Origin of the sequence: Streptomyces sp. NPDC057424 (assembly GCF_042803315.1) — a bacterium.
Classification (GTDB): Bacteria; Actinomycetota; Actinomycetes; order Streptomycetales; family Streptomycetaceae; genus Streptomyces.
Genome location: NZ_JBHVCP010000099.1, coordinates 1 through 13,325, shown reverse-complemented (window position 1 = coordinate 13,325; position 13,325 = coordinate 1). Strand labels below are relative to the sequence as shown.

The 13,325-nt window shown below is 67.9% G+C and carries 8 protein-coding genes; 5 read left to right on the top strand and 3 right to left on the bottom strand.

Annotated elements, in window-relative coordinates:
- Positions 1–41 precede the first annotated feature (41 nt).
- Entirely contained in the window at positions 42–2,258 is a 2,217-nt protein-coding gene (locus tag ACFU3E_RS37390; protein WP_384168954.1) for a polyribonucleotide nucleotidyltransferase, read from the bottom strand.
- A 288-nt stretch (positions 2,259–2,546) separates the two neighbouring features.
- Complete coding sequence (gene rpsO / locus ACFU3E_RS37385; protein ID WP_286065081.1) at positions 2,547–2,834, bottom strand: 30S ribosomal protein S15; 288 nt, start codon at positions 2,832–2,834, stop codon at positions 2,547–2,549.
- Positions 2,835–3,117: 283 nt separating this feature from the next.
- On the opposite strand from rpsO, the gene ACFU3E_RS37380 reads away from it, so the two are divergent.
- Positions 3,118–3,411 (top strand): DUF397 domain-containing protein, encoded by a 294-nt coding sequence (locus tag ACFU3E_RS37380; RefSeq protein ID WP_384168950.1) that lies wholly within the window; start codon positions 3,118–3,120, stop codon positions 3,409–3,411.
- Between the two features lie 258 nt (positions 3,412–3,669).
- On the opposite strand, the gene eccD is transcribed toward ACFU3E_RS37380, so the two are convergent.
- On the bottom strand, positions 3,670–5,181 hold the full coding sequence (eccD, locus tag ACFU3E_RS37375) for a type VII secretion integral membrane protein EccD (RefSeq protein WP_384168947.1): 1,512 nt from the start codon (positions 5,179–5,181) through the stop codon (positions 3,670–3,672).
- A 311-nt stretch (positions 5,182–5,492) separates the two neighbouring features.
- On the opposite strand from eccD, the gene eccCa reads away from it, so the two are divergent.
- The 4 genes from eccCa (at position 5,493) to ACFU3E_RS37355 (ending at position 13,117) form a co-directional block, all read left to right on the top strand.
- The gene (eccCa, locus tag ACFU3E_RS37370) at positions 5,493–9,467 is read left to right on the top strand and encodes a type VII secretion protein EccCa (protein ID WP_384168944.1); all 3,975 of its coding nucleotides are present in this window, start codon (positions 5,493–5,495) and stop codon (positions 9,465–9,467) included.
- Positions 9,468–9,650: 183 nt separating this feature from the next.
- Positions 9,651–10,127, top strand: coding sequence for a hypothetical protein (locus ACFU3E_RS37365; protein WP_384168941.1), 477 nt, complete (start codon positions 9,651–9,653; stop codon positions 10,125–10,127).
- Positions 10,128–10,142: 15 nt separating this feature from the next.
- Positions 10,143–12,431: a hypothetical protein gene (locus ACFU3E_RS37360; protein ID WP_384168938.1), complete on the top strand. Its 2,289-nt coding sequence runs from the start codon at positions 10,143–10,145 to the stop codon at positions 12,429–12,431.
- A 2-nt stretch (positions 12,432–12,433) separates the two neighbouring features.
- Positions 12,434–13,117: a hypothetical protein gene (locus tag ACFU3E_RS37355; RefSeq protein ID WP_384168935.1), complete on the top strand. Its 684-nt coding sequence runs from the start codon at positions 12,434–12,436 to the stop codon at positions 13,115–13,117.
- Positions 13,118–13,325 lie beyond the last annotated feature (208 nt).

Here is a 13,325-nt window from a genome sequence, read left to right as displayed (position 1 = left end):
CTCCGAGGAGGTGCGGGCCGTCGCCTTGAAGCCGCGGGACGTCACTTGTCGCCGTCGTCCTTCTTCTCGTCGCCGTCTTCGCCCTCGACGACCGGGATCAGGGAGAGCTTGCCGCGGGAGTCGATCTCGGCGATCTCGACCTGGACCTTGGCGCCCACGCCGAGAACGTCCTCGACGTTCTCCACGCGCTTGCCGCCCGCCAGCTTGCGGATCTGCGAGATGTGCAGCAGACCGTCCTTGCCCGGGAGCAGCGACACGAACGCACCGAAGGTGGTCGTCTTCACGACCGTGCCCAGGTAGCGCTCGCCGACCTCCGGCATGGTCGGGTTGGCGATGCCGTTGATCGTGGTGCGGGCGGCCTCGGCGGACGGTCCGTCGACCGCGCCGATGTAGATCGTGCCGTCGTCCTCGATCGTGATGTCGGCGCCGGTGTCCTCCTGGATCTGGTTGATCATCTTGCCCTTGGGGCCGATGACCTCGCCGATCTTGTCCACGGGGATCTTGACGGTGATGATCCGCGGGGCGTTCGGGGACATCTCGTCCGGCGTGTCGATCGCTTCCATCATCACGTCGAGGATGTGGAGGCGGGCGTCACGGGCCTGCTTGAGCGCCGCGGCCAGGACGGAGGCCGGGATGCCGTCCAGCTTGGTGTCGAGCTGGAGGGCGGTCACGAAGTCCTTCGTGCCGGCGACCTTGAAGTCCATGTCGCCGAAGGCGTCCTCCGCACCGAGGATGTCGGTGAGGGTGACGTAGTGCGTCTCGCCCTCGATCTCCTGGGAGATCAGGCCCATGGCGATACCGGCGACGGGGGCCTTCAGGGGCACACCGGCGTTCAGCAGCGACATGGTGGAGGCGCAGACCGAGCCCATGGACGTCGAGCCGTTGGAGCTCAGCGCCTCGGAGACCTGGCGGATCGCGTAGGGGAACTCCTCGCGCGTCGGCAGGACCGGCACGAGGGCGCGCTCGGCGAGGGCGCCGTGACCGATCTCGCGGCGCTTCGGGGAGCCGACGCGGCCGGTCTCGCCGGTGGAGTACGGCGGGAAGTTGTAGTTGTGCATGTAGCGCTTGCGGGTCACCGGGGAGAGGGTGTCCAGCTGCTGCTCCATGCGGAGCATGTTCAGGGTGGTGACGCCCAGGATCTGGGTCTCGCCACGCTCGAACACGGCGGAGCCGTGGACCCGCGGGATGGCCTCGACCTCGGCGGCCAGGGTGCGGATGTCGGTGACACCGCGGCCGTCGATGCGCTTCTTCTCCTTGATCACGCGCTCACGGACCAGGGTCTTGGTCAGCGAGCGGTACGCGGCGGAGATCTCCTTCTCGCGGCCCTCGAACTCCGGCAGGAGCTTCTCGGCGGCGAGCGCCTTGACGCGGTCCAGCTCGGACTCGCGCTCCTGCTTGCCGGCGATGGTGAGCGCCTGGGCGAGCTCGGGCTTGACGGCGGCGGTGAGCGCCTCGAGGACGTCGTCCTGGTAGTCCAGGAAGATCGGGAACTCGCCGGTCGGCTTGGCGGCCTTCGCGGCGAGGTCGGCCTGGGCCCTGCAGAGCACCTTGATGAAGGGCTTCGCGGCGTCCAGACCGGCGGCGACGACTTCCTCGGTCGGCGCCTCGGCGCCGCCCTCGACCAGCTTGATGGTCTTCTCGGTGGCCTCGGCCTCGACCATCATGATCGCGACGTCGCCGTCCTCCAGGGTGCGGCCCGCGACGACCATGTCGAAGACGGCGTCCTCGAGCTCGGAGTGCGTCGGGAAGGCCACCCACTGGCCGTTGATCAGCGCGACGCGAACGCCGCCGATCGGGCCGGAGAAGGGCAGGCCGGCCAGCTGCGTCGACGCGGACGCGGCGTTGATCGCGACGACGTCGTACAGGTGGTCGGGGTTGAGCGCCATGATCGTGGCGACGACCTGGATCTCGTTGCGCAGGCCCTTCTTGAAGGAGGGGCGCAGCGGGCGGTCGATCAGGCGGCAGGTGAGGATCGCGTCCTCGGAGGGACGGCCCTCGCGGCGGAAGAAGCTGCCGGGGATCTTGCCGGCGGCGTACATCCGCTCCTCGACGTCCACCGTGAGGGGGAAGAAGTCGAGCTGGTCCTTGGGGTTCTTGGAGGCGGTGGTGGCCGACAGCACCATGGTGTCGTCGTCCAGGTACGCCACGGCGGAGCCGGCGGCCTGCTTGGCCAGGCGGCCCGTCTCGAAGCGGATGGTGCGGGTACCGAAGGCGCCATTGTCGATGACGGCCTCGGCGTAGTGGGTCTCGTTCTCCACTAGCGTTTTCTCCTCGTCCTCGTCGCCCTGCCCGTGTGGCAGGGAGACGGTTGCGGAGAAGCGCGCCGTGCTGTGCGGGCCGGTCTTCGATCGAAGCACCCGGGGTTCGCTCTCCCGGGGGCCACTACCGAGGACCGGCGGCGGCTAGGAGCGCCTCTCCTCTTCTTGTCGTGCTGTGTCGTCCATATTGCGTTGTGCTACCACACTACAAAGCAGTGGTGACACTCCGCACGTACAGCAAAGGGAGCGGTCCCCTATTCCTTCGGGAACCGCTCCCCTCACGGCGTCTTACTTGGCGCCCGCCGCACCGCGGCGGATGCCGAGGCGCTCGACCAGCGCACGGAAGCGCTGGATGTCCTTCTTCGCCAGGTACTGGAGAAGGCGGCGACGCTGACCCACGAGGATCAGCAGACCACGGCGGGAGTGGTGGTCGTGCTTGTGGGTCTTGAGGTGCTCGGTCAGGTCCGAGATGCGGCGCGAGAGCATGGCGACCTGGACCTCGGGGGAGCCGGTGTCGCCCTCCTTCTGACCGAACTCGGTGATGATCTGCTTCTTCGTAGCGGCGTCGAGCGGCACGCGTACTCCTCGTAGTCTGTGATGGCCACCGAGTGCCCCCGGTCTGTGTCTCGGGGGAGCTTCCGTTACTCGGGAGGCGGGGATCCGCTGGGCGCGGCCTCCAGAGCGGTGAGCTCCGGGGGTGCGTACACAAACGGCCGTCGACCAGGGTACCAGGCGGTCGGGGTCCTCTTTGCCCTGGTCTTTCGAACCTCCCGGCCGGAGCGGAGGGGCCACTAGGGTGAGCAGGTTCGGATCATTTGTATGTCGGATCGTTCGTATGTCGGGAAGGGGTCGCTACGGCATGGCGGAGACGGCTGAGGAGATCAAGGCACGCAAGGAGCGGGAGCGGGACGAGCTCTACGCGCTCGACATCTCCGGTGTCGAGTGGCACAGCGCGCCGGGTACCGAGGGACACGAGGAGCGGGTCGAGATCGCCTACCTGCCCGAGGGGGCTGTGGCGATGCGGTCGTCGCTCGACCCGGAGACGGTGCTGCGCTACACGGAGGCGGAGTGGCGGGCGTTCGTGCTGGGGGCGCGGGACGGGGAGTTCGATCTTGAGCCGACGCCCCGCAGTGGGGGTCTTGGCCCGGAGTGACAGGCGGGCACGGGAGCCCTTACCGGGTCGTCGGGCACTCCCCGACGACCCGGGGGTCGAGCCGGCGAGCCCTTCAGCCGCCCCGTGGCGGTCGGCGGGGTGTCCGAGTGAGCGGGAAACGGGTCTCGCGGCGGCCCGCGGCCACCGCTACCCGCGGGACGGCGGACCGGCGCCCCGCAGCGTCGTTCGACGCTTCCCGAAGGTGTGGTGGATCCGCCGCCCGGATGGACCCGGTGAAGACCGATAGCGGGGCAGGGCTCAGCTGGTCATCGAGCGCACTGCCGAGTACACGTCGAACACCGCCAGGGTCAGCGGCACCAGGGTCAGCAGCACGAAGCCCTCGGCGATCTCCAGGAAGCGTCCCCAGAACGGGGTGAGGCCGCCGCGCGAGACGATCAAACCGATCGCCGTGACGAGCGCGGCCGCCGCGGCGATCGCCGCGACGAGCCAGATGGTCCGGAGGTCGAGGTCGCTGCGGTCGCCCGTGAGGGCCTCGCGGACGATCGAGTGCGGCGGATTGAGTGCCAGCCCCAGGCCGAGCAGTACGAGAGAGGCGAGACCGGCGGCCAGGACGGGGGCCACCTGGCCGGTGTACCGGAAGAGATGGGCGCGCATCAGCATGGCCAGGCCGGTCGCCAGGGCCAGGAGCTGAGCCCAGACGTTCTCGGAGAACCCGAGGACCGCCGAGGCACCGACGGCGAGCAGTGCGCAGCCGCCCACCAGACCGACCAGGAGTTCGTGTCCACGCCGCGCCTGGGCGGCGACCCGCTCGGCGTCGACCGGCTCCTGGGGGGCGGGGTCTGTGGCGTACGCGCTGCGCGGGGCCGTGTTCGGGGTGTCGAAGCCGATCGGGAGCCGGGCGAAGCGCATCGACAGCCCCGGCAGGAAGGCCAGGCCTCCGACGGCGATCGGGGCGCACAGTGCGGCGATCTCGGAGGGCGTCCAGTCGGCGAGGATCGCCGCGAACACGGCGATCAGGCTGACGGCGGAGGCGACGACGAAGCCGACGAACGGGCCGTCCCCACTCGGCGAGCACAGGGTGAGCAGGACCGAGGCCAGCAGCACCGCCGCGCAGGCGAGGAGGAACTGGAGCCGGCCGATGCCCTGTCCGTCGGCGAGCGGCAGGAGACCCGAGCCGGCCACGCCGACGTTGGGGAGGGCGCCGAGCCCCAGGGCGATGGCCGAGGCCCGGTCGTCGTAGACCCGGGCGCGCACGCAGGCCAGGACGACCAGGAGGACACCGGTGACGCCGGCGAGGATGCCGGGCAGGCTGTTCATGTCGTGCAGCGGGTCGCCCATCCAGGCCACGAACGCCAGCAGGACCGGCAGTACGCCTCCCCCGACGAGCCCCGCCGCGCGCGTCAGGTCGCCGCTCCACAGGGTGCGCTCGCTGGTCACGGCGGAGGCGACCGCCTCGGAGACGTCGTCGAAGACGGCGGGCGGCAGCGACTCGGAGAACGGGCGCAGCGCGAGGAGTTCTCCGTCGAGGATGCGCTGAGCGGCGAAGGAACGGGCACTGTCGAGGACGGTGCCGTCCCGGCGGACCAGGTGGTAGCCGACGGGCGCGCCCTCGGCGGGACTTTGCCGGGTGAGGGTGAGGATCTCCGGATAGAGGTCGGCAACCGGGATGTCGTCGGGCAGCGCCACGTCGATCCGGCTGTCGGGCGCGACGATGGTGACGCGGCAGAAACCCAGACCCGTGCCCGCCCCGGCGGGGGTTCCCGTACCGGGTCCCCTTCCGGTGGCTGCCGCGGAGGCCGTCATGCTCACCTGCTGCTCCCCCTCAGTGATGATTCTTTACCTACGGTACGGAAGTCCTGCGCGGCTTTCCCGTCCCCGGTGACCGATCGTGCGGCGAGGTCGCAGGAACAGCCCTTCGTGCCGTCGCCGGGCTTCCGCCGCCGGTGGGATCTGCCGCAATGCCCCGTTTACTCCGGCTCAACTCGCGTGTGCCGACGCGAACTTCCGGCACCCTATCGCCCCTTGCGTCCAGGGAGGTCAGTAGGATCGCGCGGCGGCCTGCGTCCGCCTGACACGGGGCGGCGGACGGACTCTCGGGCTGGTCGAGGGAATGGATGCCAGTGAGCCACATCGTCGTGAAGCGCCCGCCTCGGGTGCTGCCGTCCGAAGTGTCCACGCAGGACATCATCCTGCAGCCTCCGCCGGAGCTTCCGCGGGGCCATCGGGAGAGCGTGCTGATGCAACTCCTGCCGACGTTGGGCATGGGTGGCTCGGTGGTCTTCTTCTTCACGAGCGGACAGCCGTTCATGAGGATCATGGGCATGATCATGATCGCCTCGACCATCGCCATGTCCGTCGCGATGGTGATCCGCTTCCGCCGCGGCTCCCAGGGGGAGCTGGCGGACATGCGCCGCGACTATCTGAGCTACCTGGCGCAGACCCGGCGCACGGCCGTCGACACGGCGACGGCACAGCGTGACGCGCAGTACTTCCTCCACCCCTCCCCCGAACAGCTGTGGGCCCTGGTCGCCGAGGGCAGCCGGGTGTGGGAACGACGCTCCGGCGACGAGGACTTCGCCCAGGTCCGCATCGGCCTCGGCGCGCAGGCCCTCGCCAGGGCCCTCGTCGCCCCCGAAACCGCCCCCGTCGAGCAGCTGGAGCCGCTGACCGCGGGTGCGATGCAGCGCTTCCTCGCCGTCCACAGCACCCTGGACGACCTGCCGATGGCGGTCTCGTTGCGGGCGTTCTACCACGTCACGATCAGCGGCGATCCGCAGTCCGTGCGGTCCTCCGCCCGAGCCATCACCGGCTCACTGGCCGCACTGCACTCCCCGGATGATCTGCTCATCGTGGTGGCGGCGGAACGCGAGGCCCTGCCCCACTGGGAGTGGGCCAAGTGGCTGCCGCACGTCCAGGCGCCCGGCGCCGTGGACGGAGCGGGCAGCCGCAGGCTGATCGACAGCGACAGCCGCGAACTGGAGAACCTGCTCGCCACCCGGCTGACCGGCCGCCCGCGCTTCCACCCGAACGCGGCGCCGCTGCCGGAGGAGCCCCACATCGTCGTCGTACTCGACGGCCTCACCCTGCCGCCGGACTCGGTCCTGGCCAGTCCCGAAGGGCTCCAGGGCGTCACCGTCCTCGAGGTGGTCCCCGGCGAGCTCATCACGGGCGGCGGCGAGCTCTCCATCGTCGTACAGCCCGAAGCGCTGCACCTGGAGTCGGGGCACGGCGTCGTCTACGAAGGAACCCCCGACGTCCTCTCCTACGAGTCCGCCGAAGCCCTCGCCCGGCAGCTGGCCCCGCTGCGGATGGCCTCGGGCGGTGACGACGACGAACCACTGCTCGCCAACCTGGAGTTCACCGATCTGCTGAACCTCGGTGACGCGGCGTCCGTCGACACCCAGCGCACCTGGCGGCCGCGGTCGCTGGCGGAGCGGCTGCGGGTGCCGATCGGTGTCGGGGAGGACGGCCGCCCCGTGATGCTGGACCTCAAGGAGGCCGCACAGGAGGGCATGGGCCCGCACGGCCTGTGCGTCGGCGCCACCGGCTCCGGCAAGTCGGAGCTGCTGCGCACGCTGGTACTGGGCCTCGCGGTCACCCATTCGTCGGAGACGCTGAACTTCGTCCTCGCGGACTTCAAGGGCGGCGCGACCTTCGCCGGCATGGCGCAGATGCCGCACGTCGCGGCCGTCATCACCAACCTCGCGGACGACCTCACCCTGGTCGACCGCATGGGCGACTCCATCCGCGGCGAACTCAACCGCCGCCAGGAGATGCTGCGCGACGCGGGCAACTACGCCAACATCCACGACTACGAGAAGGCCCGCGCGGCCGGTGCCGCCCTGCAGCCCATTCCGTCGCTGGTGCTGGTCATCGACGAGTTCAGTGAGCTGCTGACGGCGAAGCCCGACTTCATCGAGATGTTCGTGCAGATCGGCCGCATCGGCCGGTCGCTCGGTGTACACCTGCTGCTGGCGTCGCAGCGCCTGGAGGAAGGCCGCCTGCGCGGTCTGGAGACCTACCTGTCGTACCGAGTCGGTCTGCGCACCTTCTCCGCCGCGGAGTCCCGCGCGGCGATCGGCGTACCGGACGCCTATGAGCTGCCGAACGTCCCGGGCTCCGGCCTGCTGAAGTTCGGTACGGACGAGATGGTGCGATTCAAGGCGGCCTACGTCTCCGGCGTGTACCGCTCGGGCACGCAGCGGGCGGCACTGGGCGACGGCCCGCTGCCGATGGACCGGCGGCCGGTGCTGTTCACGGCGGCCGAGGTGCCGGTGCAGTACATGGCCGTGCCACAGCAGCGCCCTTCGGCTTCGGACGGTCCGGAGGTCGACGACGCGCTCGCCGACACCGTGCTCGACGTGATCGTGCGCCGACTGGAGGCCCAGGGCCCGGCGGCACACCAGGTGTGGCTGCCGCCGCTGGACAGTCCGCCGCCGCTCGACGAACTCCTGCCCGGCCTCACAGCGGTACAGGGCCGCGGCCTCACACAGCCCGGCTACGAAGGCGCCGGCCGCCTGGTCGTACCGGCGGGCCTGGTGGACAAGCCCTACGAGCAGCGCCGCGACCCGCTCTGGATCGACTTCTCCGGCGCGGCCGGCCACATGCAGATCATCGGCGGCCCGCAGTCCGGCAAGTCGACGCTGCTGCGCACCCTGATCTCGGCGTTCGCGCTCACGCACACGCCGTACGAAGTGCAGTTCTACGGCCTCGACTTCGGCGGTGGCGGCATGGCGGCGGTGGCCGGCCTGCCGCACGTGGGCGGGATCGCCTCACGCCTGGATCCGGAACGGGTCCGGCGCACGGTGGCCGAGGTGTACGGCGTACTGAACCGCCGCGAGGAGTACTTCCGCTCCGCGGGCATCGCCTCGATCGCGGACTTCCGGGCCAGGCGGGCCCGGGGCGAGATCCCGGTCACGGATCAGCCCTGGGGTGACGTGTTCCTGGTCATCGACGGCTGGGGCAACTTCCGCGCGGACTACGAGGCCATGGACCAGGTGATCCACGACATCGCGGCGCGCGGTCTCGGTTACGGCGTCCACCTGATCCTGACGGCCTCACGCTCGATGGAGGTCAGGGCCAACCTCAAGGACCACCTGATGAACCGCCTGGAGCTGCGGCTCGGCGACACGATGGACTCCGAACTGGACCGCAAGGTGGCCGCGAACGTCCCGGCGGGGGTGCCCGGCCGCGGACAGGCGCCGCAGAAGCTGCATTTCATGGCGGCGGTGCCGCGCATCGACGGTCTCACCTCCGACACGGACCTGGCCGACGCCACGGCAGCTCTGGCGACGGAGGTCTCCCGGCACTGGCAGGCGCCCGGCGCCCCCGAAGTCCGTCTGCTGCCCCGCGAGTTCCCGGCCGAGGAGCTGCCTCCGGGCGGTCGCTTCCCGCGCCGCGGCGTCGCCTTCGCCCTCGACGAGGACAACCTCGAACCGGTCTTCGTGGACTTCGAGCAGGACCCGTTCTTCCTCGTCTTCGGCGAGAGCGAGTCGGGCAAGTCGAACCTGCTGCGCCTGCTGATCCAGCAGCTGACGCAGCGGTACTCGGGCGACGAGGCCAAGCTGTTCGTCATCGACAACCGGCGCTCGCTGCTGGACGTGACGCCGTCGTCGCACCTCGCCGAATACATCCCCATGTCCAACTCCATGGACCACCACATGGCCGCCCTGGCCGACCTGATGAAACGCCGCACACCGACAGCCGACGTCACCGCCCAGCAGCTGCGGGACCGGAGCTGGTGGCGCGGACCCACGGTGTACGTCGTCATCGACGACTACGACCTCGTGGCCACGTCGAGCGGCAACCCGCTGGCGGGACTGACGGAACTCCTGCCGTTCGCCCGGGATGTGGGGGTGCGGTTCATCATCGCGCGGTCTACGGCGGGCGCGGGGCGGGCGTCTTACGAGGCGTTCATGCAGCGGGTGAAGGAGCTGGGGGCGCAGGGGGTTGTGCTGGCCGGCGATCCAGGTGAGGGAGATCTGCTGGGCGGGGTTCGGCCGCGTCCTATGCCTGCGGGGCGGGGGGTCTTTGTGTCTCGGCGGAGGGGGAGGCCGTTGGTGCAGGTGGGGTTGAGTCCGGAAGGGGCGTTCTGATGAAAGAAGCGTTCACACCTGCGGGCTGAGGGTTCACGTCCCACACATGTGACCACCCGCCGTGTTGCTAGCTTGACAAAGTCCAAGCGTCTGACCGTCGCCAAAGCGAAGCGGAGTGCCGCTGACGTGAGTGGCACGCCAAGGTTTCGCTCAAGTCGAACAGTTACGGGGAAGGACTCACCCATGGCCTGGAACGAGTGGGAGCAGCTCAAAGCCGACGCGGCCGACCCGAGCTCCACAGCGATGCAGATCGATCACGTGCCGTCGTTGGACGGCGGGAGCGGCAACACCGGCGATTTGGTTGCGTATCAGGATGACCTGGGAGCCGTTGGGCACGATGCGTACATCCTCCATGACCAGCTACGGCGGCGCGTGGACATCGCTGGTGCGGGTGCGGACGAGACCGGATCCGGCTCGACGATGCAGGCCGCTGAAGAGTTGAAGCGAAGCGGCTTCGTTACTGGCCCCGCCCTCGTGACGACGGTCACGATGTGGACCTCGCAGGTCAAGTCGGTCCTCCAAGCCGTCGCGCACATTTCGAACCACTTGGACTACACCAAGAAGCTACATGCTCAGGACGACGCGCAGATCGCTGCCGAGATTCGTGGCCGAGACGGTTCCGCGATGCCCGTGTCCAGCCTCAGCCGCTACTTCCAGTAAGAGAGGCAAACCGCAGTGCCGCTCAAGTACACAGACCTGCTCGAGGTTGATCTCGGGAAGCTCGGCGCGGCCGTCGACGACTGGAAGCAGGCGGTCGGCGCCCTCAAGTCGCTGGACGAGGATGCGCGTAAGGGGATGAAGGCCAAGTCGGACTCTGCTCGTTGGGCCGGCGCGAACGCCACCGTCACTCGGGGGTTCGTCGACAAGACGACCAAGGAGTTCGCCGATCTGCACACCGAGGCTAACAGCATCTACCAGGTCCTCGACGATGCGCACCGTGAACTCTCCACGCTGCAACACGCATTGAAGGGCCTTGTCGACGAAGCGCGGGCGAAGAACTACACCATCAGGGATAACGGGGACACCACAGTTACCGTCAGCGAGTACGTGCCGCCCGGTCAGACGCCGACGGAAAAGGCAGGCGGAAAGGCGCAGCAGCGTCGACAGTCCATCGCCGACCAGATTTCGGCGAAGGTCGGGCGCGCCAACGACGTAGACATGTCGGTGAAGTCCGCTCTCGCTCGAGCCCACGGAAACGACCTACACGACGCGGGCCATGCGGACTATGACTCGCTTAACGAGGCACAGGCCGCACGCGCGGTCGAGCTCGCTAAGAAGGGCGAGCACATGACCAACACCGAGTTGAAGGAATTCAACCGGCTGATGAAGTACAACGGATCGGAAGGCGGCGGAGAGTTCGCCGTCAACTTCTACAAGACCCTCGGCCCGGAGAAAACGCTGGAGTTCTACGGTTCCATGGCGCTCAACGGCACGGCCGGCGACGACAAGGCCAGCCTCGCTCTGACCAGGGACATGCAACGTTCTATGGGCTTGGCATTGGCCAACGCCACCGACCCAGATCACAAGTACCACCTCTCAGCAAGTTGGGGCGACCAGATGCGCAAGCTTGGCGGCCAGCGCATACAGATCGAGCGTGCCGGGCTCAACCCGCCTTACGGATACCAGGTTCTCGGTGGCCTGCTGCGGTACGGTAACTACGACGCTAACTTCATCAATCCCATTGCCGGGCACATCGTTCAGCTGCACCACAAGAACCCCAATATGTTCACCCTGACCAAGCCCCTGACGGGTGGGATCGACACCAATTTCGGGTACAACCCTTCGGGGAAGGTCGGGGTGGGGTACGACCCGTTAACCAGCGCCCTCGAAGCGCTGGGACACAGCCCGGAAGCCTCGAAGGAGTTTTTCGCCGACAAGCACCCGACGGTCTACAACGCGGACGGCACCGAGAACAAGGGAGCGAAACTCGGCTACACGTACTTCGGCGAACTGACGGACAAGAATTTCCAGTGGCCGACCGACGGGTCGGAGGTCCCCTCGAAGGCTCATGGAGTGGATGCCCTGGGCCACGCGCTGGAGTCCGCGACGCTCGGACACGCCTACGACGATCCGGCACCGACGCTGGTGCGCGACGAGGACTCGGCCAAGATCATGAAGCAGGTCGTGCACACATACGGCAACGATCCAGAACTCGTCGGGCAGCACGAGATCCTCTCCGACAGCCTCGGCCGGATGGGGGCTGGTTACATCGACGACCTGAACTGGGGGCTCGACGAAAACCGCAAGGGCAGCACCTTCGCACCGGCCTCGGGAGCCGACGGTCACGCCAAGTTCGGTCAGAGCGACACCATCAGTTTCCTCAGCACCCTCGGACAACATCCAGACGCCTACGCAGAGGTCTCCTCTGCCGGTCAGGTGTACACCACCAGCGTGCTGGAAGCACAGGTGGGCGCCAACGGCATCGACGAGGGGCCAGCGCGCGATGCCACCCGCAGCGGCGCCCTTATTCAAGGAATCCTGGACCAGGCGCGGGCGGACCACGTCAAAGCCGAGGGGGTCGCCGCAGACAAGGAGTACAACGACGCGCTCGAAAAGCGCAACGGCTGGGTCGAGTTCGGGACGGGAGCCGTTGTGGCGGCTGGCGTGGCGGCTGGCGTGGCCTTCCTGCCCGGGGTCGCCGCGGCCGGAATCGCAGCAACGGCGATCCCGGTGATGACCGACACGGGACAGGGCATGGTGGAACAGCAGATCGGCAATGTCATCGGAGACTGGACCGAGACGAAGCAACAGGACAGCAGCGAGGACGTCCAAGAGCAGGTCAGGAACATCTTCACGGCCGGCAGGGAGAACTCCGAGTCACCAGCGAGGAACTTCATGGAGAACCACCGCATCCGAGACAACTCCGTCTTCGGGCAGGACTTGGAGGATGCGTGGACCGGCGGTTACAACGATGGCATCAACCGTGAGAACCAGCAGGGGCAGCTGCCCGAAACGGGAGAATGACAATGGTGAACAACAATCCCGTGCGACGGTTGGCTGCCGCTACGGTGACTGTAGCCGCTTTAGCTGCTCCTCTCGCGGCCTGCGGCAACGAGGAAAATCCGGGGAGGCCACAGACGACGGAACAATCGAAGGCGGCCTCTGCCTCCCCTACCCTGTGCGGGGTGCAGCTCTCGACAGGTGCCAGAAAGGCACTGCTGCATCTGGTCGGAAGCAACGAGTTCGAGTCGAGCGGGTCCCAGGACAGCCTTGGCAATACCGCTAAGGCCCTCGTTTCCGGCTATGGCGAAAATGGGCCCGATGACTATGGCAAGGAATACGACCTCTGCACGGTCTACGGTTCTACGGCCAGCATGGGCATTGATCTGTCATTTCACCTCCCGGAAGGGATTCCCACATCTGTTTCCCCGAAATTCAAAAAGTACGAGGTGGGCGAACTGGCCCTGTCCCGGCCGCCGAAGGCATCACTTTACATGAAGTGCTCCAGTGATGCATTCGGTTCGGACAGTGGCACCGTACTGATCCAGGGGGACCTGACGAATACTCAGGCACCGTCGCGCGATGACGCGACCGTGCGCAAAGAAAACCTGAACGTCCTGTACTCGGTCTCCCTTGCGATGGCCAAGGAGTTGGGCTGCGAGGGCGACGCGGACCTGCCGGGGCAATTCAGTCTCCCGCAAGAGGCGTGACTCCACAGCGCTGGGCCACATCCAGACCCTGACCGGACGCCTGTTTCACACGGGGCACACCGTTCAAGGGTGGCACCGTCCGGAGGGGGCGCGATTTCATCGCTCCCCCCGGAATCGGAGGAGCCGTCGGCGGATTGCCAGCACTGTACTGAATGAGCCTCTTCAGCGTTGCCGCTCCAGGGTGAGAATGGCTTTGGCGATTGACGTC

Excerpts from the sequence above, each read along its gene's own strand:
- ACFU3E_RS37365 (WP_384168941.1), top strand. The coding sequence starts at position 9,651 with ATGGCCTGGAACGAGTGGGAGCAGCTCAAAGCCGACGCGGCCGACCCG.
- ACFU3E_RS37380 (WP_384168950.1), top strand. The coding sequence starts at position 3,118 with ATGGCGGAGACGGCTGAGGAGATCAAGGCACGCAAGGAGCGGGAGCGG.
- ACFU3E_RS37355 (WP_384168935.1), top strand. The coding sequence starts at position 12,434 with ATGGTGAACAACAATCCCGTGCGACGGTTGGCTGCCGCTACGGTGACT.